Origin of the sequence: Marinobacter sp. LV10R520-4 (assembly GCF_002563815.1) — a bacterium.
Classification (GTDB): Bacteria; Pseudomonadota; Gammaproteobacteria; order Pseudomonadales; family Oleiphilaceae; genus Marinobacter.
In genome coordinates this window covers 432,438-458,101 of sequence record NZ_PDJM01000001.1, presented here as the reverse complement: position 1 = coordinate 458,101, position 25,664 = coordinate 432,438, and the positions used below count along the sequence as shown (strand labels likewise).

The following is a 25,664-nucleotide window of genomic DNA, read 5'->3' as shown; positions in this document are numbered from 1 at the left end:
GATTCGGCATAGTTTGCGATCAGCTACAAGTTATTCAGGAACTCTAGCAGTTCATCTCCGGGCTGATAGCGCTTTATTCCGGCATGCCCTAGTGGACCTATTTTTGCCAGCGCAGCTTCCTTCAGAGCCATATGAGCGTGAAGGTAAACCTGGGTGGTCTCAACCGACTCATGCCCCAGCCACAATGCTATAACTGAACAGTCTACCCCCGCTTGAAGCAGCTCCATTGCCGCGCTGTGCCTCAGGACATGCGGGGTGATCCGCTTCTGTTTTAGTGAAGGGCAATGCTTTCGCGTGATATCCGCATATTTTGCAACAAGGTACTGGACCGCGTCGGCGCTCAGTCGCCGGCCTTGTCTTGTCGAGAACAATGCCTTGCTGTCACACCTGGCCGGTTCCTTTAACCATTCCTGGACTGCCCTTGAGACAGTGCGTGTAAGAGGTGTGCACCGCTCCTTCCGGCCCTTACCCAGACAATGAACGTGGGCACCGCTGCCCAGCACAACCGAAGCGCGATCAAGACCTGTGAGTTCGGAAAGTCGTAAACCTGTCTGTACGGCAAGCAGCAGTAACGTATGATCCCGACGACCGATCCACGTTGATTGATCCGGTGCCGCCAGTAGCGCCTCAATCTCTGGTCTCGCCAGAAAATGCACTATCCTCCTGTCCTGACGTTTACCGGGCACTGCCAGTACTCGCTGGATTTGTGCACTGTGTGCGGGTTCTTCGTAGGACACAAAACGGAAGAAAGATCGAATGGCAGTCAGCCTCAGGTTTCGGGTCCGGGCGCTAATCGAACGATTGACTTCCAGATCCTCGAGAAATGCGCTGACAAGCGTCGCATCGATATCTTCCAAGTTGAGAGATGACGGCTGCTTGCCCAATTGTTTTTGGGTAAATACCAGCAGCAGCCGGAAGGTGTCGCGATAGGACGCTATGGTGTTCGCGCTGACGTGTCGCTGACGCATAAGCCGATCGGTAAAGAAGCGTTCCAGCAGAGCCGGTAGAGTGGGAGTGTTCATGGCAATGCCTCCCAGCGTTTCTCAAGTCGGCGCGTGGCGTGCTCCATGAGCTCGGGACAAGCTGACAGATACCAATAGGTGTCACGAATGCACGTATGACCGAGATACGTCGACAGCACAGGCATCAGATTGTCCACATCCTTCCCGGCCCGGTACCAGTCGAGCAACGTGGCCACCGCAAATCGATGACGAAAATCGTGCAACCTCGGACCTGTGTGAGCGGTCGCAGCTCGGAGTCCGGTCTGGCGCGACAGATCCCAAAAAACCCGATAGACAGACTGCGGTAGCAACTGACCACCACGCTCCGCAACGAGAAAATACGGGCTGTGGGGAGTGGCGAGATGCACATCCCGTCGATGCGCATAATCCAATAGAACCTGTCGGGTACTCGGATGTATTGTCACCAAGCGTGACTTGCCGAATTTGGCCCCACGAATCGTGAGGATACCTTCTTCAATGTCGACATCATCACGCCTCAGCGCCAGTGCCTCGCCAATTCGTAGACCCGTGACCACCAAGAGCCCAAACAGACAGTGGTATGTCCACCGTCGAAGCGCTTGCTCGGGGGGCAGCGCCAATGCAGCTGTCAGCAGTGTTTGTATTTCCGTATCGGAGTAGAGGTAGGGGCGAATTCGTCCAGAACGCGGGATGAGTCCTGTTGGAGGAATCTCTGTACGCGGCTCGCTGTTACGCAGATACCGGGCAAAGCCGCGCACATCGGAAAGATGTATGGCCCAACTGGCGTGTCTCCCGGGCGATTGTGTTGCCCATTCAAGCGCCAACTTGGTCGTAATGAAAGCAGTCTTGCGCTGTTCCATAAACAGGACGAAGCTCGTCAGTGTGCGTTCCTGATGAACATACTTGTATCCCAGGCCCCGTTGTAGCGAGAGATAGTCTCGCAGCGCTGTCCGCAAGGTGCTCATTGAACACCTCCCGGCCACGGCAGCCCGAGTTTACGAAGAGCGTTGATATCCACCTTGGCGTAAAGACGCGTCGTGTCGTGATTCTGGTGCCGAAGAACCTGGCCAATCTCCGTCAACGAAGCGCCGGCACCTAACAGCTGAGTTGCAAGGCTGTAGCGAAAAATGTGGGTACCTTTACGAGGCACATCTACTCCGGCCCGCTCCAGCGCAGAGACAGCGATCATCGAGATACTGCTCGATGACGTGAATCCTCGGTGTGGAGCGAGTGAACGGATGAATACCCGGCGACTGTCAGTAGTCCATCGTCCGTGCTGCAGGTAATCGGCCAGCGCAATGCCGACCTCGGACAAGAGGGGCATAACGGCGAGTTGACGGCCCTTACCCCGTACAGTCAAGAGGCCCGAGTGCCAGTCGATGTCTTCCAGCGCCAGTGTGGCAACCTCGTTGGCCCTCAATCCGAGGCGTGCCAGCAAAAGTAGCACTGCATAGTCTCGTTTCCCAATCGCAGTTGTCCGGTCACAGCCATCGAGCACACGCTGGATCTTGGGAGGTGGAAGATGATCAGGCAGTGGTCCGAATCGCCAGCTCCGCACACTGGGAACAGCGGCGGCGAGATCGTCAACGATATACCCCCTGTACACCAAATAACGAGTGAATGCGCGCAGCGTCCAGCACATGGATCTTGCTGTTCGGGGGGACTGGTCATGAGCGTGGTCGACTATAAAACGGACAATGTCTTCCGAGGAAAGTCTCGAAAACCTTGCCGTTCCCTCGCGACAGCATTCCTGAAGAAACTTCCGAAGCGGGGGGCGATGTCGAATCGCCGTTGTTTGAGAAAGTCCGCGCTCTCGTAACAGGTAATGCTCGAAGTCCTGTTCGATTTGCTCAAGTGGCTTTGGCGGGATGATTGTTTGTGGCGCGATGACATCGATCTGTCGAAGCAGTCCGAGAAGTCGGCAAAGTGCAGGCCGGTCGCTGCAAAACGGCCGTTGGTATTGCGTCCGGAAACGAAGGTACTGCACCACGAGACTCTCGTCCACGTCACTAATATTGAAATGCTTGCGGGCCAACCACTGACTGAAATCACCCACAATTCGGATACAGCGCGTCCCACTCTGATAGCAATGCCCCTCTCTCAGCAGTTGTGCGGCATAAAGATCAACGTAATCCCCCAACGGACCTTCGTACAATCGTCGAAGTACCTTTGGTAACGTAAAGTATGCATTGGCAGTCATGTCCTCTACTCCTCATCGAATGACGGGAGAGAGATCAAACTATGCCGAATAGGCTGACGGCAAGTCCGGGGAATACAGGCTTCCGAATGGGGGGTGCGGCATAGTTCTGGGTTCGGCATAAACCGCTAAAGCGAACAAACTGGAACCGTCGGTTTATATCCAGCATGTTCTGGAGCGCATTGCCGACGCTGACACGTTGGAGAAGCTGGAAGCACTGCTGCCATGGAACGTCAAACTAGAGCGAGTCTCAAAAAAAGTGCCGCAGTTCGACTGAGGGCAAGTGGGTCGGTTTAAGGGCGCTTAGAACGCCGAGCTAAATCGGCAGAGTGTCAGGGTGAAAGTCCCTACGAGGTAAGGCTGGCGGGCCGCTTCGTCCCCGAGTCATGCGCGACTGTCCGCAAGGGCCGCCGTGAAGTGTTGACAGGGGTGTTTGCAGGCGAAGTATCGAGCTGCGAAATCATTAGTTGGAGAGGCAGATGCTGTTAAGCGAAGCAGAATGCAACATGACCCGTACCGTCAAACCGCAAGGTATGGGCCACTCTTCCGCAGTCGTAGACCTTAAGCATGCAGATAAGCACTCTGTACGGAACTCGGGAGATCCCGGACAACCCTCCACACTCAGCCTGTGGAGGCCGCATGGTGAAGGTCAATAGCCTCACGACCCTGCGAGAGTCCGGGAAGTCGGATGAACTCATAGTACCGCAGAAGCAACCGAACAAGGGGCTGCAAGGCCCTGCGGAGGCTGTGGAGGGAAGGGGTTCAATCAAGAGGAACGCGAAACAGGACGCCGGCACCCCGGCTCAGAACGGGATCAGTGCTACGTCACGCTTGCTTCGCGTACGCCAAGTCGCGGCAAAAGATCGCCGAACACAGTTCACTTCACTGTTTCATCACCTCACAAGGACGCTGCTGACAGACCGCTTTTACAAGCTGAAGCGACCGTTCAACTCCCGGCGTTGATTGCCTGTCATGGCAGGCTTACGCTCAAGGGTTGGACAAGCGGCTGGCTCGTCTCCTGCACCGCTTGCACAGTGGGTCATACAGGCCGACGCCTGCCAGACGGATTCAAATCCCGAAGGCAGATGGCAGCCTGCGGCCACTGAGCATTCTGTGCTTGGAAGATAAGTGGGTCCAGCAGGCAACCGTTACGCTCATGCAGCACATTTACGAGGAAGATTTCCTTGGCTTCTCCTACGGGTTCAGGCCCGGCAGGGGGCAGCACGATGCGCTGGATGCGCTCTACGTGGGAATCACGAGACGAAAAGTGAACTGGGTGCTGGATCTGGATATCCGGACGTCCTTCGACCGGGTTGAACAGGATTGGCTGATCACGTTTATCCAGCATCGGATCAAGGACAAGCGTCTGATTCGGCTACGGGCTTTCAGAGAAAGGACGATGCGGAGGCGTTCCTGAGTCAGCTGCACCAGAGGCTGGATCGCTTTGGACTGTCGCTCAACGAGGACAAGACGAAGCTCATCCGCTTTGGACGCTTTGCCCGGAAGGACTGTGCGACAGCAGGGCGACCAAAGCCTGAGTCGTTCGATTTTCTGGGGTTCACGCACAGCTGTGCGGTCCTGCGTGATAGACGGACGTTCATGTTGCTGCGGCAAACATCTGTGAGCCGCACGCGACGAACGCTGCATAGCGTAAAGGACTGGTTATACCGAAACAGGCATCGGCCGGTTGGCGAGCAGAAACGCTGGTTGGCTGCGGTGATGCGGGGTCACCTGAACTACTTTGCCGTTCCAGGCAACGTCATCAGGGTGAGCCGCTTTCACACGGAACTTGGAAAGCTCTGGATGAAGGCGTTACGGCGCCGCAGCCAGCGCTACCGTCTCGTGTGGGCGCGCTTCGGTCAGTTCTTGCGAGACGCGCTGCCACAACCCAGAGTTGTGCATCCTTGGCCAAACAAACGATTTGACGGTATACACTCAAGATAGGAGCCGTATGCGTTAGTAGCGCATGCTGGATCCTCTTGGTTGTTTGATGTTTTTGGGTTGCACTTAAAACATACCAAAGCCAAGAGGATTCTTTAACCTTTCTCCGAATTATTTCCTGAAAATCAGCCGGTTATTAGTTTCTGGATGGGCACTAGCTAGATGAACAGTGCGCAGGCTGTTGGTGTGTTTGTTTTTAGTGCTTGCCTAAGGTGTATTACAGGAAACTACGGATTGATCCAGTAGAGCGTGATAAAGTTTTCTGAAAACCTATTGTATAATCGAAGGTTTTTTAGATAAATATATAATTTTTATAAACTTATGCTATAAATAAATCTATAGGATTCTAGTGAAAAATAGAGAGTTGTTTGGGGATTAGCGAGCATTTTTATAATGATCTCCTAAAATCCACAATAGGGTCGGGAAAATAGGCCCACCAAAAGCAAAACGACTTCGCTGATTTTCCGGGCCAGTTTCTTTTACGAAGGGTTCAGGGAAATCAGCGAAGTCGTAACAACTTACCCGGCGTGAGCCGTTGCAGTGTTGGCGTTGCCTTTAGTTATTGCTGGGTACAACCACGTGTTCGTCGAATTCAAGTTCCATAATAAAGCGTCTTTTTCTGTTTATTGGGATTCAGTATGGCCATCATAGCGTTGAGCTATTTTTGAACAATCCGTAAATGCCCTATACGGCAAATGACTTATGTCGGAAAAGGAGCGTGAAGCGCTATGAAGCTGCGTAACAGTCAGGCAACTTATGGCCTGGTGGCGGTGTTTCTGCACTGGTTGGTGGCCCTGACTGTGGCGGGCATGTTCGGTTTGGGTTATTGGATGGTAGGGCTTACGTATTACGATGCCTGGTACAAGCAGGGGCCGGACATACATCGCAGTGTAGGCGTGTTGTTGTTTACTGCCATGCTGCTGCGGGTTATGTGGCGCCTGATGAATCCGCGGCCGGAACCGGTGCCGGGTCATCGGCGCTGGGAGCTTGTCGCGGCTCACCTGGCCCATGGTTTGTTGTATGTGCTGCTGTTTGTTGCCATGGTCAGCGGCTACTTGATCTCTACCGCCGACGGCTCTTCGGTGAGCGTGTTTGGCTGGTTTGATGTGCCCTCCATCACGGGTCGCATCAAGGGCATGGAAGACACCGCGGGTGTGGTGCATTATTGGGTAACCTGGAGTGTCGTCGTATTAGCGGGTATTCATGCGCTCGGCGCGCTCAAGCACCATTTTATTGACCGGGACAATACACTGCGCCGTATGTTGGGGCGTTGAAAATTTCTGGTACTGACATTTAACGGATGAGGAATTTCTTATGAAGCGATTATTTCTGGCATCGGCTGTGTCTTTGGCTCTGGTCGGTGGCGCACAGGCGGCAGACCACTCAGGCACCTACGCTTTTGATAAAAAAGACGCTCACCAGTTCATCAACTTCCGCATTTCACACCTGGGTTTCAGTTGGCTGTATGGGCGCTTTAACGATTTTGACGGGCAGTTTGTGTACGACGCCGAAAATCCGCAGAACAGCTCGGTGACGGTGTCCATCGATACCACCAGTGTTGACAGTAACCACGCCGAACGCGACAAACATATCCGCAATGAAGATTTCCTGTATACCGGTGAGTACCCGCAAGCGACGTTCAAAAGTACCGGCATTCGTCTGGACGAAGAAGGAGAAGCCGATATTGTGGGCGACCTGACCCTGCGCGGTGTCACTCGCGAAGTCGTTTTGGATGCAGAAATGGTCGGCCACGGCGCCGATCCCTGGGGTGGCTACCGCATGGGTTTTGAAGCAGAAACCGAGTTGCGGCTTGCTGACTTTGGTATTCCTACCAATTTGGGCCCGGCGGCAGAGGTTCTTACTCTGGAGATCTCGGTGGAAGGTATTCGCCAGTAATTCCCAAATGGCGGGAGTGGTGAATCGGCGCAAAAGAAACGGCAGAGCTGTGTGGCTCTGCCGTCTTTGTTTGGACGTTTATTGAGCGGGCTCAGGCTTTGTTGTGGCGCGGCTCACGGCATTGGCAAAGATAACGCATACGCCAGAACTGACCGACAAAAATAACCAGCCAAATCACCAGACCGGCCCAAAGATACGCCGCAGGAAGGCGGAAGCTGCCGCTGATTGCAAACTCCACCAACAGCATCAGCACTAATGCTAGCACTGCATTTACCAACGCGGTCATCATGGCTTGCCCGCAGGCTTTCAGGTTTGGCTTCATAGTGGTCCGCTTAGGTTAAAGAAAAAACGGTCTTCTATTACTGCCGAGGAGCATACGATGATTACGGAAACTGCTCCATTCGGGAATTCCGCTATTGGAATTGGTGTATCCGCCGCCGGCTCCATATAATGTGCCGTCCCAGACTGACCGCGCACGGCGTTGGCAGCTTTGTATTTCCTTCAGATAATTCAGGCAAAAGAGGCATCCATGCCAGAGTTTCAGACAACGGATGAGGGCTTTGAGCGGGTTGCGCTCAGGGACTACACGGAAAAAGCCTATCTTGACTACTCCATGTACGTCATTCTTGATCGCGCTCTTCCCAATGTCGGGGACGGGCTGAAGCCGGTTCAGCGGCGCATTATTTACGCCATGTCCGAACTGGGCCTGAAATCGACGTCCAAATACAAAAAGTCGGCCCGCACCGTGGGCGACGTGTTGGGTAAATTCCACCCCCACGGCGACAGCGCCTGTTACGAAGCCATGGTGTTGATGGCGCAGCCATTTTCATACCGTTACCCGCTGGTGGATGGCCAGGGCAACTGGGGCTCGCCAGACGACCCCAAATCGTTTGCCGCCATGCGCTACACCGAATCCCGCCTGGCTCGATTTGCCGATGTGCTGCTGAGCGAACTGGGCCAGGGTACGGCCGATTGGGTGCCCAACTTTGACGGCACCATGGACGAGCCTTCGATACTGCCGGCGCGCTTGCCCCACGTGTTGCTTAATGGCACCACGGGCATAGCCGTGGGTATGGCGACCGACATACCGCCCCACAACGTGCGCGAAGTGACCGCTGCCTGTATTCACCTGCTGGACGCGCCGGATGCCACGGTAGAACAGCTGTGCGAATACATCCAGGGCCCGGATTACCCTACCCGGGCGGAAATTATTACCCCCCGTAAAGACCTGCTGCAAATGTACGAAACCGGCCGCGGTTCGCTGCGTATGCGTGCGCGCTGGGTGAGTGAAGGCGGCGACCTGGTGATCACTGACTTGCCCCATCAGGTATCCGGTAACCGGGTGCTGGAGCAGATTGCCCAGCAGATGCAGGCCAAAAAGCTGCCCATGGTGGCGGATTTGCGCGATGAATCAGACCACGAAAACCCCACCCGGCTGGTGATTGTGCCCCGTTCAAACCGGGTAGACGCCGAAGGCCTGATGGCACATTTGTTTGCCAGTACCGATCTGGAAAAGCCTTATCGGGTGAATATCAACGTGATTGGTAACGATGGCCGCCCTGGGGTGAAAGGCCTGGTGCAGATGCTGACCGAGTGGCTCACGTTCCGCCGCGCCACGGTGATAAGGCGCCTGCAATACCGGCTGGATAAAGTGCTGGCACGCCTGCACTTGTTGGAAGGCTTGCTGATTGCCTACCTGAATCTGGACGAAGTGATCGAAATTATCCGCTATGAGGATAAACCCAAAGCCGAGTTGATAGCGCGATTTTCACTGTCGGCGGATCAGGCCGAGGCAATTTTAGAACTGAAGTTGCGCCACCTGGCGAAGCTGGAGGAAATGAAAATCCGCGGTGAACAGGATGAACTGGCCACCGAACGCGATCACTTGCAATCCATTCTGGGCTCCGAGAAAAAGCTGCGGAAGCTGATTAAAACCGAATTGCAGCAAGACGCCGAAACTTACGGCGATGACCGCCGTTCACCCATCGTAGAACGTGGCGAATCCCGGGCGTTCAGTGATATTGACCTGGTGTCCAACGATCCAGTCACGGTTGTGCTGTCTGAAAAAGGCTGGGTGCGAGCGGCCAAAGGCCACGATATTGATCCGCTGGGTCTGAGTTACAAGGCCGGTGACAAGTTTTCTTTGCAGGCACACGGGCGCAATAACCAGCAGGTTGTTTTTCTTGACTCGACCGGACGCGCCTACGCTTTGATGGCCCACAGCCTGCCGTCGGCCAGAGGCCAGGGTGAGCCGTTGAGCGGGCATATAAACCCCCCGCCTGGGGCTCAATTCTGCGGCGTGTTGATGGGCGACAGCCAGCGCAAGGTGGTGCTGGTGACCGATGGCGGATACGGTTTTGCAACCTCGCTGGGTGACATGCTGAGCAAGAATCGCAACGGTAAGACCCTGGTCAGTGTGCCTAAGGGTGCGCGCCTTATGGCGCCGGTGGTGGTGCCGTTGACGGCGCCTGAAAGCCGCGAAACTCTTTACTTGGCCGCAGTGTCTAACGAAGGCCGGATGTTGGTGTTCCCGCTCACAGAGCTGCCGGAACTGGTTAAAGGCAAAGGCAACAAGCTGATCAGTATTCCTTCGGCGAGGGTGCAGTCCCGTGACGAGTTTGTGGTCGCGGTAGCGGTATTCGCCCACAGCGACCAGCTCGAAATTCACGCCGGTAAACGCAAAATGAGCCTTCAGTTCAGCGATCTTGAGCATTATCTGGGCGAGCGTGGCCGCCGCGGCCACAAGCTGCCACGGGGCCTGCAACGGGTTGACCGTATCGGGGTTGTGGCTGTAGGGGTGGCGGCAACCGGTGCGGCCCAGCAACAGGAGCAAGCAGACAGTGAGTGAACTGGTTCTGATCAACGTTTCCGGGCGCGACAAGCCCGGCCTGACCTCCGAGATTACCGGTATTATGGGCCAGTACGAGGTGCGCATTCTGGACATCGGCCAGGCGGTGATTCACGACTACCTGACCTGGGGAATTCTGATCCAGATTCCAGACGCGTCTCACTCGTCACCGGTAATCCGCGATCTGCTATTTCGCTTGCATGCCCTGGATCTGCAGGTGCGGTTTGCGCCGATTACCCCCGAGGAGTACCAGCAGTGGGCTCAGGGCCGCAATCGCGCCTGCTACATTGTCACCTTGCTGGCTCGGGACATAACCGCCGAGCAGATTGCGCGGGTGTCGGCGATTACCGCGCGCCACCAGCTCAATATCGACAATATCACGCGCCTGTCGGCGCGGCCGTCACTGAACGTGGATGAAAACCGCACGGCTTGCGTCGAATTTTCAGTACGTGGTACGCCAGACAATCTGGCTCAGTTAAGAGCCGACTTTTTGCACCTTGCCGGCGAAATGAACGTGGATATCGCGTTTCAGGAAGATTCTATTTTCCGCCGCAACCGCCGTCTGGTGGTATTCGATATGGATTCCACCCTGATTGAAGCCGAGGTGATTGATGAACTTGCGCTGGAGGCTGGTGTAGGGCCGCAGGTGGCAGCCATCACCGAGCGTGCCATGCTGGGTGAGCTGGACTTCAGCCAGAGCTTTGCTGAGCGCCTGGCGCTGTTGAAGGGGCTGGATGAGTCAGTTCTGGAGCGGGTTGCCGCGCGCTTGAAGATGACAGAAGGCGCCGAGCACCTGATTCGAAGCCTGAAGGCGTTGGGTTACCGCACGGCGATTCTGTCGGGCGGCTTTACCTACTTCGCCCGCAACCTTCAGCGTCAGCTGGGCATTGATTATGTGTACGCCAACGAGTTGGAGATTGTAGGCGGTAAAGTAACCGGGCGGGTGTCTGGAACTATTGTTGACGGCGCGCGCAAGGCCGAACTCCTGCTGGAAATTGCGAAAAAAGAACACATTTCCCACGAACAGGTGATTGCAGTGGGTGATGGCGCGAATGATTTGCCAATGCTCAGCGAAGCTGGCTTGGGCGTGGCGTTCCGTGCCAAACCCGTGGTCAAAGAATCTGCCCGTCACGCCATTTCAACGCTCGGGCTGGACGCCATTCTGTACCTGATTGGGTTTCGCGAAAGCGAGACCAATCATCAGATGCAACCGCCAAGGGACCATGACACGGTGCTATAAGCAGTGCCTGAATCAGTGCCTGAAAGAGCGCCTGGGGATCAGTTGTCGCTGAAATCGTAGGTCATTTCGGGGGTGGGAGGCTGTAGATAGAAGCCCTGAATGTAATTTACCCCGGCCTGCCACAGGGTGGCCAGTATGCCGGCGCTTTCTACCAGCGGCACAATCGACAGCTTGCCGGCGCTTTGCAGTGACTGCACCATTTCCTTGAGATGTTCGCGGGCGTCCTGATCACTCTGCAGCTCCTCGGTAAACGAGCCGTCTATTTTTACGTAGTCGGTGTCGATATGGTTGAGCGCATGAAACGGGTTCAGGGCGCAGCCAAACTGGGTTATGGAGACCTTGCAATGCAGCTGGTGGAGGGCTTTTGCGAAGTCTTTTGCCTGTTTTTTGAAATTGTTGGCGTCGCATTCGCGGAGCTGAAATATCAGTGTTTCACCGGGCAGGCGCGCGGCTTTTAACGCCACGCTAAGCCAGGGTGTGAAGGTTTTGTCGTGCAGGGTTTCAGCGGTCACGTTCAGAAACAGCCGGGCGTTCTGGCCTTTCACGCGGTGCGCAGCCAGTTTTTTTATGGCTTGCAAGAAGACCCAGCGGTCGACCTTCATAGCCGTGTCTGTGGGCCCCAGGGGTGGCAAGAAGTCGTAAGGCGACACATCTTCGCCCTTGTCGTCCAGCATGCGCACGTAAACTTCGTAGTGTTCTTCGTTTTCCCCGCGCAGATTGATAACGGGCTGAAATAGCAGGCGAAACTGATCGTTGTCCAGAGCGCGGTGTATGCTGTCTATGGCAGTGTTATCGCTGAGTATGCGGTGTTCGTCGGAATTGTGTACCCGCACGCCGTTGCCGGGGGTTTGCTCGTTCTGCTTTTTCAGTTCGGCTGAAGCGCGGTGCGCGTGGGCCATCAACTCTTCGGCTTTGGGTGCCTTTTCGGTGATGGCAGCAACGCCGATACTCACCGTGAGCTGCACCGAGCGGCCGTCGACATCGAACAGCGAACCCTCAATGGCTGTGCAGATTTTTTGTGCCAGGCTGACCATGTCATTTTCGCTGAACGGCAGGCACAACAGTGCGAGCGAGTCGTCGCCCAGGCGCGCCAGGATAATGTCTGCACCTACCTGATCGCGCAGCAGAGTGGCCAGATCACGCAGCAAAAAATCAACGCCGGCAATGCCAACGTCCCGCTTCAGCGGCGCAAAGTTATCCAATGAAATATAAGCCAGGGCGCCAGCTTCGCTACTGGCACCGGCTTGGGTAATAGCTTCCGCTAGCGAGGTCATGAAGAACGGGCGGTTATACAGGCCGGTAAGCAGGTCCTGATTGCTGATTTTCCTCAGCTTTTCTTCCAGTTCTTCGCCGTTGTGTTCCGGCCGCAGCACAATCTGGGTGCAGCGTTCGCCGTCAAAGGTGGCGGCTGAGGCCTGAATATTGGCGGCCAACTCGCGGCCGTCACTGCGCCGCGCAGTCACTTTTTGGCTTACTCGCTCGCTACTTTGGTCGGTAAAGCCTTTGATCAGTTGGCGGTAGTCGTCCTGGCTCTGGCTGCCGAGGGTGTCCAGTACCGGGATACACATCAGTTCGTCGATGTCGTCGTAACCCAGAAACTCCAGATAGGATTCATTAGCGTAAACGTGCATGCCTTCAATGACATAGGCAATGGCGTCTTTTGAGCTTTCCAACAGGCGTTGGCAGCGATGTTCGGCGTCGCGCAGGTGAGATTCCAAAAGCCGGCGACGGCGGCGCTCGTCAAGGTCTGCCAGTTCCCGATTCACCACCAGTACCAGCAGTGCCTGTTCGGTGTAAGGTACCGTATCTTGTCCGCCGGCTTTAAGAACGGCCGTGGCGCGGGCGGCGTCGTAGTCATCGGTCAGTAATATGAAAGGAATGTCTTTGCCAAGCCGCCGCAACATGGCTAACGCTGCGTCTACCGGGCATTCCTGTTCTGTGTCCCGCGCCAGTAAGATGTCCCAGTTGCCACTTTTGAGCGTTTCTTCCAGGTCTTCCTCAGAGGTAACACGATGGGCCCGGGTAGCGCGACCGGAATTGCGTAACAGGCTGATCAGGTTTTCCGCGTCATTCAGCGATGGATCCAGAATAAGCATATGAACGGTGGAGGCTTTCTTCTGCATGACTCGACAATCTCGTGCTGCACACTGACGGAGCCGGGCCGCTGACAAGGCCGGGCTCCTGGATGAGTATGAGTGATGAAGAGGTTGCCGGGTAATAACAAGTCCGGCACTGGCCTGGCGCTGAGTTAAGACATACGAAACTCTGATCCACGGAGCACGGTCAGACACTATGATACAAAGAGATTACCCGTGTTACAGCGAGGGACAGAGCGAATCGAATTCGTCTTCGCTGGTGGCAGGGCTGGCTCTGTTGGTGCTGGTTTTAGCGTCAGGCCTGCTCTGAAGTTTTATTTCAAATTGGCTGATGCTGCCGGTCGCCGTCATTTTTTTCAGCAACTGGCCTTGTTCTTCCTGATCATCAATCAGCAGGGTAATACGATTTCCAGATTGAAAGGGCAGCCGCGGCACAATCAACGTGGCAGGTTGGTTAATGACGCTGATTTCCGGCAGCATCAGCCCGCGTAAGTACTCGCTACTGTTACCCAGTTTCTGGATCAGGCGCACCGCGCAAGGTGTCGCCCTGGGTGCCTGTAGTTCAATACCAATCTGCGTGCCCTCGTTTTTAATCTGGCGAATCCAGCGAACCACGGCAACACTCCAGGGTTGTGAGCTTTGTTCCCTTACGCCAAGAATTTCGCCTGTTTGCAGGCTGCTGGGTATTTGGCTGTCCCAGGCAATGCAAAAGCCGCCAGGGCTGGTATTGACCATTTTTGCGCGACAGGCTCTAGGCGCATTTTTGAGTGCCGCAGCGGAACTGGTGCTGGCGCTGGTGAAGTCAATAAGGGTATTGCCGGCTAATATGCCTTCGTCTCTGTTGCCGGCGTCGTGCGCGCCGGCCCAGGCGTCGTTTCTTCGAGCGGAACTGCGGATAAACATGTTGTCTTCGGTGTCTTCGACTTCGGGCTGTCGGGTGAAGTCGTTCAGGGTTTTGCGGCCCGCCATAAAATAGTGCACGGCGGTCAGCCCGACACACAGCTCGAGGCTGCCATGGCTGGTTACGCGGTTAAAATTGCGTTTGGCAAGCGTACCCAGCGCCTGGGTGAGGTGTGCCAGCAGGGCGTCACTGGTATGTGGCTGCAGCGGCAGTTCGCTGGTTTCTTTGCTATCAACTGTTTGAATGGCCAAGCTAATTTGGGCCGACAGGCGGCGGCTGTCAAAACTGAAAAAGTCGCCTTTGTCGGCAGTGTCCAGCAGGCTGCGGTAGACCGGCGACTTGTCTGCGCTCATATTTACCATAAACAAGCTGTCACCTTGGGATCCGGGAGCGAAATCCGTCAGATCGGTCCAGGGTTCCAGCAGTGTAAAAAGCTGGCTCAGTTCTGTTTGGCGCAGCTGATTAGGGCGGGCGCAACCCAACAATAAAAGGCGTTTGTAGGCACCTTCAATGCTGCTTGAATTGCGCCGGCTAAGAGTGGCGTCGCTGACCTCAATAGCGGTTAACTGGTGCGCAAGCGCAAACCGGTAAAGTTTATGACAATCCAGCCAGCTGTTTGGTGGGGTAGGGCAATAAAGCTGATACGCCCGCAGTATGGTGCCTGACAGCTCGGCAATGCTGCGGTGAACGGCGATGGCCAGAACCTTGCGGCTTTTATCCGGGTTGCCGGCATCCAACAGTTCCAATACGCAGAGTTTGTAACCGCCGGACAGGTGTAATTGCAGGGCCTGCGCCAGATTGGCGATTTTGCGCTGCTTTTCCGGCAGTGATACCGCGGTGCCGATGAAATGACGGGACAGCTCTGCGCACACAAAGTGGATTTTTTCGCGAATAATCTCCAGCAGTTGCAAGCGTTGCTGTGGCGACAAAAAAAGCTGATTCAGTTCAATAATGGCGTGATAGAGCTGGCGCGACACTTCGCCAATATTGGCCATAGGCAGCAACCCCACCCATTGTTTGAAAGCTTTGGGTGTGGTGTCGCAGAACGAAAGGCTTGCGGTTTTTTGCTCCGGTACCCGGATATCTGGTTTCAGAGAGGTGCCTTCCATGTTGAGTGTCAACGCCCGGGGTAATATATAGATATATTTATTGCGTAATGTAGGTCAGTAAAGCCAATACGGAAAGCGAAAATCAACGAGTTGACAATCTTTTACAAAGTAAGCGGTTTCGCTTTACCCCAAATCAAGAGGCGTTTTGCTGCCAGCGCCGGGTAACTCGCGCACCAGGCGTGGCACCAGAAATCCTGGCAGGCGCTCTAGCAGGTCGCGTGTCAGCGCCTTGGCCTCGCTGTCCGGAACGGCAAAATGGTGGGCCCCGGCCACAGGATCAAACGCGTGCAAGTAGTAGGGCAGAACACCGGCATCGAACAGCCTTTCGCTGAGTTGTTCCAGTACGTCGGCGCTGTCATTTACGCCGCGAAGGATAACACTTTGATTCAACAGGGTCACACCTGCCTCGGTTAACCTTTTCAGGGCCTGTACAGTAGGTTGGTCGATTTCCGCGGGATGGTTGATATGAAGCACCACAACCACCCGCAAACGGGTAGCACGAATCCATTGTAGCAGCGAATCACAAACCCGCTGCGGAATCACCACCGGCAGCCGGGTGTGAATCCTCAGCCTGCGCAGGTGGGGGATTTGGTCCAGGGCCTGGGCCCATTGCGCCAGCAATTTGTCATTGGCGGCCAGGGGGTCGCCTCCGCTGAAAATCACTTCGTTAATTTCCGGGCTGCCTGCCAGCGTGTCCAATACGGTTTGGCGGTCTTGCGGATTTAACCGTTGCTCGTTGTAGGGGAAGTGGCGGCGGAAACAGTAGCGGCAATTAATGGCACACTGCCCGGTTACCATAAGCAGGGCTCGGCTTTTGTATTTGCGGATCAGCCCCGTTGTTGCCATGGCGTCGGCTTCGGCCAGTGGGTCGTCGACAAATCCGGCCAGAGCGCGGGTTTCGTCTATTAATGGTAATACCTGACGCAGCAAGGGGTCGTCAGGGTTGCCGTATTCCATGCGCGCCAAAAAAGGCTCGGGCACCCGTATTGAAAACAGCCGGTGCCCGGCATCGGCACCGGCCAGCCATTGATCAGGGCAGAGCCCCAGGCGTTCCAGCAGTTCTGCCGGACGGTTGATGGAGCTGGCTAAAATCTGTTGCCAGCTGGCGGTCTCTGAATTTTCCCCAGGCTCCGGGTAAGCCTGGGCTTCTATACGTACGGGGGTTCGCTGTATCATAGCGGCCTTAAAATTCTGAACAGCCTATTGGCAGGTGGACATTTCATGGCTTCATATTCTACCAACGAATTTCGCGGCGGTCTTAAGGTTTTGTTTGAAGGCGACCCCTGCATCATTCTGGAAAACGAATTTGTAAAACCCGGTAAAGGCCAGGGCTTCAGCCGGGTGCGCCTGCGCAACCTGATGACCAACCGGGTGTGGGACCGTACCTTCAAGTCCAACGAAAGCCTGGAAGGTGCAGACGTGATGGATCAGGACATGGAATACCTGTACACCGACGGCGAATTCTGGCACTTCATGCTCACCGATGGTTCGTTTGAACAGTACGCGGCAGATGGAAAAGCCGTGGGCGACACCTTGAAGTGGCTAAAAGAACAGGAGGTATACACGGTTACCTTGTTCAATGGTGCGCCGCTGACGATTACGCCGCCGAATTTTGTCGAGCTGGAAGTGGTTGAAACCGATCCGGGCATGAAAGGCGATACCGCCCAGGGCGGCTCCAAACCGGCCACTTTGTCTACTGGCGCGGTGGTAAGCGTGCCGCTGTTTATTACCATTGGTGAAGTGTTGAAAGTAGATACACGCACCGGTGAATATATGAACCGGGTTAAAAACTAGGGCGTTGATGAGCAACGTTAACAGCTGGCAGCCCAGCGCTGCCAGCCGAGCCCTGAAAAGCCGAGCACAACAATTGTCGTTTGTGCGCGGTTTTTTTACGCAGCGCCAGGTGCTGGAGGTTGAAACCCCGGTGCTTGGCCGCTGCGGCGTTACTGATCCCAATCTGAGCGGTATTGCTGCCCGGGTTAACGCAGCGGGCCGTCAAGGCGGGTGGTTGCAGACGTCCCCGGAATACCACATGAAGCGCCTGCTGGCGGCCGGTTGTGGCGATATCTACCAGGTTACAAAAGTGTTTCGCGACGGTGAAAGCGGGCGCCGGCATAACCCCGAATTTTCCATGCTGGAATGGTACCGTTGCGGCTTTGATGACCAGGCGCTGATGAACGAAGTAGCGGACCTGGTGTGTTCCTGGCTTGACTGCTTGCGACCGGAAACTCTGAGTTATCGCGAAGCGCTTCGCCGCTGGGCGGATATTGATCCGTTCACCTGCACCGATGCGCAGCTGCACGCCCGCTGCGGGCAATGGATGGAGCCGCAGCAGCTTGTGGGTATGAGCCGCGATGACTGCCTGGATTTACTGATGAGTTTTGCGGTGGAGCCCAAGTTAGGCTTGGATTGCCCGGTGTTTATCCACCAGTATCCGGCGTCACAGGCCTCGCTGGCGCGCACCAGCCAGGTTGGCGATTTTGCGGTAGCTCATCGCTTTGAGCTGTATATCAATGGACTGGAGTTGTGTAACGGCTACTGGGAGCTGACGGATGCGGATGAGCAACGCCGGCGTTTTGCAGCGGATAACCGGCTGCGACAGACCCGCGGCCAGGCAGCCATGGAACAAGACGACGCTTTTTTGGCCGCGATAGACAGCGGTTTACCCGATTGCGCCGGCGTTGCCCTGGGGCTGGACCGATTGTTGATGCTGAAACTGGGTGCCAGCTCGATTGATGAGGTGCTGGCCTTCCCATTCGCTAGCGCCTGAGCGCGACAGTTTTCAAGTTCAAACTTCAAACTTCAGGCTTCGACCTGACCGAAAGCTTCGCCTAACCGCACTTTTTTTCCGGGTTTTTGGGCATCATTCCACTGCGCTCGGCCTTTTGGCATCACCATCACGACTGTAGAACCCAGGCGGAAGCGGCCCATTTCCTCACCCCGCGCAAACTTGAGGGCCTGCTCGCCGTTGTAGTTCTGCTGGCTGACACCGCCATCGCCTGGCGCCGCTCCCGGTTTCACGACGCCGGCCCAGGGTGTTTCCACACTGCCGACAATCATTGCGCCCACCAATACCAGTGCCATTGGTCCGGTTGCGGTATCAAACAGGCATACCACGCGCTCATTGCGGGCAAACAGGTTGGGCACGTTGGCTGCAGTTGCCGGATTTACCGAGAACAGGCTGCCGGGCACGTGCACCATTTCCCGCAGTTGTCCGGCCATTGGCATGTGAATCCGGTGATAGTCACCGGGGGCCAGGTAAATGGTGGCGAATTCACCTTCGGCAAAGATATCGGCCCGTTGCTGGTCACCGCCTAACAGTTCCAGCAGGCTGAACGATTGGCCCTTGGCCTGAAAGATGCGGCCCCCGCTTATATTGCCCAACTGGCTGACGCAACCGTCTACCGGGCTAATCAGCGTGCTTTCGTTACCCTCAATTGGCCGCAAGCCAGGCTTGAGTGCTCGGGTAAAAAAATCATTGAAGCTGCTGTATGAATCTGGGTCGCTGTTTTCAGCTTCGCTCATGTTTACGTCATAGCGGTTAATAAACCAGCGTATGAAGCGGCTGCGCAAAGCTGGTGTACCGGTGCTGTCAGCCAGGCGCCCAGCAAGGCGGGAAAGCGAGAGCTGGGGCGTAAGATACTGGCTTAGAACAAACAGCTTTTCCATCATCAGAAAATCCTTTGGCTACGATGGCGCGAAGTTTAGCAAACGGCCCATTTCATCAACAGGCTTATACCCCAACGCACAAAATTTCAGGTGCTACCGTGTTCCGGGTTGGTCCAGTTTTAGGCCGCGAGCCTGCTGCTCTGCCATAGCTTGTAAAATACGGTGGAAGCTCCTTTTGCGTTCCGGGCTCAGGCGGCCGTCTTCCGCGGCGGCATCAATAGCGCAACCGGGGTCGCCGGCATGGCGGCAGTTGCGGAATTTGCAGTAGCCCATCAGGTCGCGAATTTCACGAAAGCCGTACTCGATTTCTTGCGGTGTCATGTGCCACAGGCCAAACTCGCGGATGCCCGGCGAGTCGATCAGGTCGCCGCCGATGGGCAGATGGAACAGCTTGGCGGTGGTGGTGGTGTGAATGCCTTTGCCGGTGCTCTGGGACACTGCGCCCACCCGCAGCTCCTCATCGGGCAACAGGGTTTGGATAATGGACGATTTACCCACCCCGGACTGACCCACAAACACCGTTGTGCGATCTTTCACCAGGGCTTCCACCTCCGGCGGCGGCTGGTTGCCGGCCAGGGCGGCGGAAGTGCGAACCACCTGGTAGCCCAGTGCTTCATAGCGCGCCAACAGTGCGTCTATGGCGTCGCGGTTGTCGTCGTTGATCAGGTCGGTCTTGTTCAGTAGCAATATTGCTGGAATGTCGGTGGTTTCTGATGCCACCAGATAGCGGTCAATCAGGTTGTCGTGGGGCTCGGGCTCGGGGGCAATCACCAGAATGATGTAGTCAATATTCGCCGCCACCGGTTTCAGCGCGCCGAAGTTATCCGGCCGTTGCAGCAGGTTGAGGCGTTCGCAGCGAGCGACGATTACCCCGGTCAGATTTTTACCGGAGCGCCAGATGACTTTGTCGCCGGTGACCAGGCTGTCGATATTGGCGCGCACAAAGCAGCGCACAACAGTGCCTTGTTGCTCGCCTTCAAGGGCTTCTACGTCCAGCTGCTGGCCGTAGTGCGCAATAATCAAACCTTGAACTTCCGGCCCTAACTCACCCGCATCGACCTGATCTTTTACCTGTTCTTCCTTGCGCGCGGCACGTGCTGTCCGTTCGCCCTGAATTTTTTCGATGCGCCATTGTTGCTGTTTGTTGAGTCGCCGTTTTGCCATAAAGTTTTCATTAACCGGATAAAGTTTCGGGGTTGTTTCAAAGCTGCTGTGTCATCATATTGGCATACTATCGGTTTAGCGACTGCACTACCGACTGTTTCGCCGATAAATTCCGGATTTTACCGTTAGCACCACGCAGGAGATATATCGATGGCAAAGGGCAATCGCCTGGTCTGGATTGACCTGGAAATGACAGGTCTGGATCCGGAGCAGGAGCGCATTATTGAAATGGCTACCTTGATTACCGATTCCGAACTCAATCTGATTGCCGAAGGCCCGGTGCTTGCGGTGCATCAGTCTGACGCTCTGATGGACGCGATGGACGAATGGTGTACCCGTACCCACGGCGAAAGTGGTCTGACCCAGCGGGTAAAAGGCAGTCGCATCAGCGAAGCCGAGGCCGAGCAGCAAACCCTGGCGTTTTTGCGCGAACACCTGGAACCGGGTGATTCCCCGCTGTGCGGCAACAGCATCGGCCAGGACCGGCGCTTTCTGGTGAAGTACATGCCACAGCTGGAAGAGTTTTTCCACTATCGCAACCTGGATGTGTCCACCATTAAAGAGCTGGCACGGCGCTGGCGCCCGGATGTACTGGACGGGGTTAAGAAACAGGGTAATCATTTGGCGCTGGACGATATTCGCGATTCTATCAATGAGCTGCGCCACTATCGCGAGCACTTTTTCAAACTGTAAGGTCATTTAAATTCAGCTGCGCTCAAGCCATACAAGTGCTCAGACTGCAAGGGGTGCCTTTCAAGGCGCCAGGCCGTGTTGGGCCAGCGCCCACTCTACGTGCTCGCGCACCATCTCAGACGGATAATCCTGCCGCGCCCGCAGTGCTTCTATTACCGGAATGGTGGTAGGGGCGTTGCCCAGCCCGACTGCCAGATTGCGCAACCAGCCGTGATAACCGGTGCGGCGAATAGCCGAGCCTTCTGTACGCTGCAAAAACTGTTCTTCGCTCCACATCATCAACGCCGCCAGAGACGTGTTATCCAGGCCGTGGCGGGGTTTGAAGTCGTCTTCCTCAGAGTGTTTGCTGAACTTGTTCCACGGGCACACCAGCTGACAGTCGTCGCAGCCAAACACTCGATTGCCCATCAGCGGGCGCAGCTCTTCCGGGATACTCTCTTTCAGTTCAATGGTCAGGTAGCTTATGCAGCGCCGCGCATCCAGCATGTGTGCGTCTACAAAGGCATTTGTAGGACACAGCTGCAGGCAGGCCGAGCAGCTGCCGCAGTGGTCTGTTGTAAAGGGCGCGTCTACAGGCAGGGGCGCGCTGGTATAAATCTCCCCGAGGAAAAAGAACGAGCCTGCCTTGGGGTGTATTACCATGTTGTTTTTGCCAATCCAGCCAAGCCCGGCACGCTGGGCCAGAGCGCGTTCGAGCACCGGAGCGCTGTCCACAAAAGCGCGATGCTGGTGGCCTTCAAGGGCGCTGTCGATACGTTTGGCCAACTGTGCCAGCCGTTTACGCATCAGCTTGTGGTAATCACGGCCCAGGGTGTAACGGCTGATATACGCGTTTTCGCGATTGCGTAGCGCCTGATGTGGATTGTCGGGCAGCGTCAGGTAATCCATACGCACGGAAATGACGCGCGCGGTACCCGGAACCAGCGATGCCGGGGTATAGCGCTTATCGCCGTGGTTCGCCATGTAATCCATGGTGCCGTGGTAGCCCTGTTCGAGCCAGTGCTTAAGACGCTCCGCGTGCTCACCGGTATCGGCGTCGGTGATGCCCAGGTCGGCAAAACCCAGCTCTTGGGCCCAGTCGTGAATCTGTTGCACCAATGCCTGCAGATTTGCCTTCTGGTGACTGTCTTTTGCGCAGGTTGTTGATGTTGCGGGTGATGCTGTCATTGGCCGGCCGTGTAGGTTTGGCGAATCCGCGTTTTGCGGGTGTTAGCGTGCAGATTTAATTTGATTAAGTTGTGACCTTTTTTGTGGTTTTGCTATGCTTTACAAATAGCTGGCAATTTGTCTTAAACCGGTTTCTTTGGCTTGGGGTGTTCGATGTCGTGGTCAGCAAGGCACAGTCTATCAGAGTCCTGTTCATCAGAGCTCCGTCTATCAGAGCCCAGTCTATCAAAGCCTGATCTGTCAGCGCCCGCAGGGCAAGGTGCGGGTCTGCCTCTGGCTTTGTACAGTGCCGGTTCGGTGCGCAATCTGGACCGGTACTTGATTGACGAACAGGGAGTTGATGGCTTTGAGTTGATGCAGGCCGCTGCCCGCAGTGCTTTTCGCCAGCTTCTGCGACGCTGGCCCCGGTGTCGTCACCTGCTGGTGCTTTGCGGGGCTGGTAACAATGGCGGCGATGGCTATTTATTGGCAACTTGCGCTCTGCGTCATGGCCTGGGCGTAACTTGCCTGGTGTTAACAGACCCCGCCAAACTGCAGGGTGATGCCCGTAAAGCCTGGCAGCGGGCGAGCGATCAGAAAATCAGCATGGAGACTGCAGCGCAGTTGGCGGACAAGGATTTAACGAGTTTGCTGGAACAGGCCGATGTTACGGTAGACGCCATGTTGGGCACGGGGCTGAATGGCGCACCACGGGGTGAATTCGCGCGGGTTGTTGTGCTTTGCAATCAGTCGGCCGCGGGTGTTTTGGCACTGGACGTCCCTTCGGGGCTCAACGCCACCACCGGAGCGGCCGCGGGCGATGTCGTGGCGGCAGACGCCACGGTAACCTTTATTGGTTTGAAAGCCGGCTTGTTCACCGGTCATGGCCCGGCGGTTTGCGGTGAGGTGGTTTTCGAAGATTTGGGTGTCGCCGAGCAGGTTAGTAGCTGCACTGAGCCGGTGTTGGCCACACGGGCCGACTGGTCTTCCGTTACTTCGGGTATTTCGAAGCGCGCTGCCAACGCGCACAAAGGCCATTTTGGCCATGTGCTAGTGGTTGCCGGCGATCTTGGTTTTGGTGGTGCGGGATTGTTGGTGGCAGAGGCTGCTGCCCGCAGCGGTGCAGGGCTGGTTTCCTTGGCGACCCGGCAAGAACACGTGGCTGCAGCCCTGAGCCGGTGTCCGTCAGTCATGAGTCACGGCGTTGTGCATGGTTCTGAGTTAGCACCTCTTTTAGCGGCGGCAACCGTGGTGGTTTGTGGGCCAGGCCTTGGCCAGTCGGCCTGGGGTCAACAGATGCTGCAGCAGGTGTTGGCATGCAACAAACCGCAAGTGCTGGATGCCGACGCTTTAAATCTGATGGCGGGCGGCCTGATGGCGAACAAAGCGTCGGTAGCCGCGGACAATCGTATTTTGACTCCTCACCCTGGGGAGGCTGCGCGCCTTCTGGGATGCACTGTTGCAGAGGTGGAAATTGACCGGTTAAGTGCAGCGCGCAAGTTACAGTCGCGGTACGGAGGCACCATTCTACTTAAGGGTGCCGGCACCGTGATTGCGAGCATGCATGGTCAAATGTTTGTGGTCAACGGCAGTAATCCGGGGTTGGCTACCGGTGGGATGGGGGATGTACTGGCGGGTATTGCGGGTGGTTTATTGGCTCAGCTGACGGATTCGACCCAGGCAGTCGTGACGGCCGCAGCCCTGCACCTGGCGGCAGCTAACTTGGCAACTCAGCAGTTTGGCTATATGGGCCTGCAGCCAACCGATGTTATTGATGCTTTGCCCCGGGTGTTAGTCTGCTCAGGGCATTGAATTGAACAGTCATTGAACGGAGCGTTGTGTAAACGAGTTCGCGGTACACCGGAGGATCTATGACAATTTTTGGCAATGAACGCCGGCTGTTCCTGGCGGATGACAGTGAAACTGAACGTTTGGGCCGGGAGTTAGCGCGCCTAGTCCAGCGCGCAGAAAGCGCGCTGGCGATTTATCTGGATGGTGATCTGGGTATGGGCAAAACCACGCTCAGCCGTGGCCTGCTGCGCGGATTAGGGCACGAGGGCGCGGTAAAAAGTCCGACTTACACCATTGTAGAGCCTTACGAAAATTTGCAGCCGCCGGTGTATCACTTTGACCTGTATCGCCTGAAAGACCCGGAAGAGCTGGAGTTTATGGGCATTCGCGATTATTTCAATGATCATAATTTATGCCTGGTGGAGTGGCCGGAAAGGGGCGAAGAGTTGCTGCCCATGGCGGACCTGACAGTGCATCTGGAATCTCAGGGCAATGGTCGCTCGGCCATCTTGCGCGCTGGCTCCCAGGTGGGCGCCGATATGCTGAATGAGCTGGAAATAATCGGCCCGGAAGACGTGCACTATATCGATTTGTGACAAAGGGATGTTCAATGGCTTATTTCTATAACAGGATCTGCGGCATGAGTATGCTGGCTTTTCTGGCCCTCAACCTGCTATCTCTCATGCAGGTGGCGCAGGCAGGTACCCGTGTGGAAGGCCTGCGAATCTGGCCGGCGCCGGACCACACTCGCTTGGTCATTGATACGGCCAGCGAAGTAGATCACACTATTTTCGCGCTGGCTGGCCCAGACCGCTTGGTTATTGATTTGAAAGACACCCGGTTGCAGGCGAGCCTGGACAAGCTGGACTTGTCTGGCAGCCCTATCCGCCGAATTCGCAGCGCGGTGCGCAACGGTAACGATCTGAGGGTTGTGCTGGATCTGAAAAAAAGCGTCAAACCTCGCAGCTTTTTATTGAAACCGAACCAGCAATACGGCCATCGTTTGGTGGTAGACCTGATTGACGAGGGCGGCACCCGCGTTGATAGGGCCAAGGCGGCAAAGCCTACCATTACCCACGACTCCGCGGGCAAACGCGACATAGTCATAGTGATTGACGCTGGCCACGGAGGTGAAGACCCGGGCGCTATCGGGCCCCGCGGTACCCGTGAAAAAGACGTGGTGCTGAATATGGCCAAAACCCTGCACGACCTTATCAACAACCGCCCGGGCTTCAGCGCCAAGCTGACCCGTACCGGCGACTACTACATAGGCCTGCGTAATCGCACGCTTCTAGCCCGTAAATACAACGCCGATCTTTTCGTGTCGGTGCATGCGGATGCATTCCGCACGCCACAGCCAAAAGGGGCATCGGTATTTGCTCTGTCGCAGCGCGGGGCAACCAGTGAGACCGCGCGCTGGTTGGCGCAAAGTGAAAACCGCTCTGACCTGATTGGCGGCTCAGGCGTTTCGCTGGAAGGCCGCGATGACACCCTTGCTGGAGTTCTTTTGGATTTGTCTATGACCGCCAGCATTAACGCCAGTCTGGGCGTGGGTAGCGCAATACTGGGGCAGTTGGGCGGAGTAACAGAGCTTCACAAGCCTGGCGTAGAGCAGGCGTCTTTTGTGGTGCTCAAGTCGCCGGATATTCCGTCTATATTGGTGGAAGCTGGCTTTATCTCGAATCCCCAGGAAGAGAAGAACTTATCCACCGAGCTTTATCGTAAGCGCTTATCCACTGCAATTATGACCGGTATTGACGGCTATTTCCGCAAAACACCACCGCCGGGTACCTTGCTGGCGTGGCAGAAGCAGAACGGCCAGATGCAGAATAGTGTGAGCCGCTATCGCATCCAGCGAGGCGACACCCTGTCCGATCTGGCGCGGGAAAATCAGTTGTCCGTGCGTGAACTCATGCACCTTAACGGCATGCAAAGCGACCGTGTTATGGTAGGCGAGACCATTACCATTCCTGCCAGCTGAGCACTCAGCTGA

Annotated in this window: 21 protein-coding genes and 1 pseudogene; 12 read left to right on the top strand and 10 right to left on the bottom strand. The window is 55.9% G+C overall.

Annotated elements, in window-relative coordinates:
- Positions 1 to 23: 23 nt before the first annotated feature.
- The 3 genes from ATG98_RS02145 to ATG98_RS02135 are packed head-to-tail and all read right to left on the bottom strand — an operon-like array spanning position 24 to position 3,180.
- Positions 24 to 1,022 (bottom strand): tyrosine-type recombinase/integrase, encoded by a 999-nt coding sequence (locus tag ATG98_RS02145; RefSeq protein ID WP_098418111.1) that lies wholly within the window; start codon positions 1,020 to 1,022, stop codon positions 24 to 26.
- Entirely contained in the window at positions 1,019 to 1,945 is a 927-nt protein-coding gene (locus ATG98_RS02140; protein WP_098422036.1) for a tyrosine-type recombinase/integrase, read from the bottom strand. Before ATG98_RS02140 ends, ATG98_RS02145 begins: the two co-directional genes overlap by 4 nt.
- Positions 1,942 to 3,180 carry a tyrosine-type recombinase/integrase gene (locus ATG98_RS02135; protein ID WP_098422035.1) on the bottom strand — a complete coding sequence of 413 codons (1,239 nt, stop codon included), beginning with the start codon at positions 3,178 to 3,180 and terminating at the stop codon, positions 1,942 to 1,944. The genes ATG98_RS02140 and ATG98_RS02135 overlap by 4 nt, the downstream gene beginning before the upstream one ends.
- A 121-nt stretch (positions 3,181 to 3,301) precedes the next feature.
- Between ATG98_RS02135 and ATG98_RS02130 the strand changes: the two are divergent.
- The 4 genes and pseudogenes from ATG98_RS02130 to ATG98_RS02115 all read left to right on the top strand — a co-directional run.
- Positions 3,302 to 3,454: pseudogene (locus tag ATG98_RS02130) on the top strand (transposase domain-containing protein); the annotation flags it as partial.
- 840 nt (positions 3,455 to 4,294) lie between these two features.
- A complete protein-coding gene (locus tag ATG98_RS22120) occupies positions 4,295 to 4,594 on the top strand; it encodes a reverse transcriptase domain-containing protein (RefSeq protein WP_267283823.1) in 300 nt (99 codons plus the stop codon).
- Positions 4,595 to 5,846: 1,252 nt separating this feature from the next.
- A complete protein-coding gene (locus ATG98_RS02120) occupies positions 5,847 to 6,392 on the top strand; it encodes a cytochrome b (protein WP_098422034.1) in 546 nt (181 codons plus the stop codon).
- Positions 6,393 to 6,432: 40 nt separating this feature from the next.
- A complete protein-coding gene (locus ATG98_RS02115) occupies positions 6,433 to 7,014 on the top strand; it encodes a YceI family protein (RefSeq protein ID WP_098419312.1) in 582 nt (193 codons plus the stop codon).
- A gap of 91 nt (positions 7,015 to 7,105) precedes the next feature.
- Here ATG98_RS02115 and ATG98_RS02110 read toward each other — a convergent pair whose 3' ends face one another.
- Positions 7,106 to 7,336 (bottom strand): hypothetical protein, encoded by a 231-nt coding sequence (locus tag ATG98_RS02110; RefSeq protein WP_098419311.1) that lies wholly within the window; start codon positions 7,334 to 7,336, stop codon positions 7,106 to 7,108.
- A 207-nt stretch (positions 7,337 to 7,543) separates the two neighbouring features.
- On the opposite strand from ATG98_RS02110, the gene parC reads away from it, so the two are divergent.
- Both parC and serB read left to right on the top strand, forming a co-directional pair.
- A complete protein-coding gene (gene parC / locus ATG98_RS02105; RefSeq protein WP_098422033.1) occupies positions 7,544 to 9,862 on the top strand; it encodes a DNA topoisomerase IV subunit A in 2,319 nt (772 codons plus the stop codon).
- A complete protein-coding gene (serB, locus tag ATG98_RS02100) occupies positions 9,855 to 11,102 on the top strand; it encodes a phosphoserine phosphatase SerB (protein WP_098422032.1) in 1,248 nt (415 codons plus the stop codon). Before parC ends, serB begins: the two co-directional genes overlap by 8 nt.
- A 38-nt stretch (positions 11,103 to 11,140) precedes the next feature.
- Here the strand turns inward: serB and ATG98_RS02095 are convergent, their stop codons facing one another.
- From ATG98_RS02095 to epmB, 3 genes are all read right to left on the bottom strand, one after another.
- The gene (locus tag ATG98_RS02095) at positions 11,141 to 13,225 is read right to left on the bottom strand and encodes an EAL domain-containing protein (RefSeq protein WP_098422031.1); all 2,085 of its coding nucleotides are present in this window, start codon (positions 13,223 to 13,225) and stop codon (positions 11,141 to 11,143) included.
- A gap of 192 nt (positions 13,226 to 13,417) precedes the next feature.
- A complete protein-coding gene (locus ATG98_RS02090) occupies positions 13,418 to 15,208 on the bottom strand; it encodes a GTPase (protein WP_098422030.1) in 1,791 nt (596 codons plus the stop codon).
- Positions 15,209 to 15,331: 123 nt separating this feature from the next.
- Entirely contained in the window at positions 15,332 to 16,384 is a 1,053-nt protein-coding gene (epmB, locus tag ATG98_RS02085) for an EF-P beta-lysylation protein EpmB (RefSeq protein WP_098419307.1), read from the bottom strand.
- A 45-nt stretch (positions 16,385 to 16,429) separates the two neighbouring features.
- Here epmB and efp point away from each other — a divergent pair, with 45 nt between their 5' ends.
- The gene (efp, locus tag ATG98_RS02080; protein WP_098419306.1) at positions 16,430 to 17,002 is read left to right on the top strand and encodes an elongation factor P; all 573 of its coding nucleotides are present in this window, start codon (positions 16,430 to 16,432) and stop codon (positions 17,000 to 17,002) included.
- A gap of 7 nt (positions 17,003 to 17,009) precedes the next feature.
- Positions 17,010 to 17,978 carry an EF-P lysine aminoacylase EpmA gene (epmA, locus tag ATG98_RS02075; protein ID WP_098419305.1) on the top strand — a complete coding sequence of 323 codons (969 nt, stop codon included), beginning with the start codon at positions 17,010 to 17,012 and terminating at the stop codon, positions 17,976 to 17,978.
- A 32-nt stretch (positions 17,979 to 18,010) separates the two neighbouring features.
- Here the strand turns inward: epmA and asd are convergent, their stop codons facing one another.
- Together asd and rsgA are read right to left on the bottom strand one after the other, a co-directional pair.
- Complete coding sequence (asd, locus tag ATG98_RS02070) at positions 18,011 to 18,880, bottom strand: archaetidylserine decarboxylase (protein WP_098419304.1); 870 nt, start codon at positions 18,878 to 18,880, stop codon at positions 18,011 to 18,013.
- Between the two features lie 90 nt (positions 18,881 to 18,970).
- Entirely contained in the window at positions 18,971 to 20,041 is a 1,071-nt protein-coding gene (rsgA, locus tag ATG98_RS02065; RefSeq protein ID WP_098419303.1) for a small ribosomal subunit biogenesis GTPase RsgA, read from the bottom strand.
- 150 nt (positions 20,042 to 20,191) lie between these two features.
- Between rsgA and orn the strand changes: the two genes are divergently transcribed.
- Entirely contained in the window at positions 20,192 to 20,734 is a 543-nt protein-coding gene (gene orn, locus ATG98_RS02060) for an oligoribonuclease (RefSeq protein ID WP_098419302.1), read from the top strand.
- Between the two features lie 60 nt (positions 20,735 to 20,794).
- Here the strand turns inward: orn and queG are convergent, their stop codons facing one another.
- Positions 20,795 to 21,901, bottom strand: coding sequence for a tRNA epoxyqueuosine(34) reductase QueG (queG, locus tag ATG98_RS02055; protein WP_098419301.1), 1,107 nt, complete (start codon positions 21,899 to 21,901; stop codon positions 20,795 to 20,797).
- A gap of 279 nt (positions 21,902 to 22,180) precedes the next feature.
- On the opposite strand from queG, the gene ATG98_RS02050 reads away from it, so the two are divergent.
- The 3 genes from ATG98_RS02050 to ATG98_RS02040 are packed head-to-tail and all read left to right on the top strand — an operon-like array spanning position 22,181 to position 25,652.
- Positions 22,181 to 23,692 (top strand): NAD(P)H-hydrate dehydratase, encoded by a 1,512-nt coding sequence (locus ATG98_RS02050; protein WP_098422029.1) that lies wholly within the window; start codon positions 22,181 to 22,183, stop codon positions 23,690 to 23,692.
- Between the two features lie 59 nt (positions 23,693 to 23,751).
- Positions 23,752 to 24,267: a tRNA (adenosine(37)-N6)-threonylcarbamoyltransferase complex ATPase subunit type 1 TsaE gene (tsaE, locus tag ATG98_RS02045; RefSeq protein ID WP_098419299.1), complete on the top strand. Its 516-nt coding sequence runs from the start codon at positions 23,752 to 23,754 to the stop codon at positions 24,265 to 24,267.
- Between the two features lie 44 nt (positions 24,268 to 24,311).
- Positions 24,312 to 25,652, top strand: coding sequence for an N-acetylmuramoyl-L-alanine amidase (locus ATG98_RS02040; RefSeq protein WP_228705994.1), 1,341 nt, complete (start codon positions 24,312 to 24,314; stop codon positions 25,650 to 25,652).
- The last annotated feature ends 12 nt before the right edge of the window (positions 25,653 to 25,664 follow it).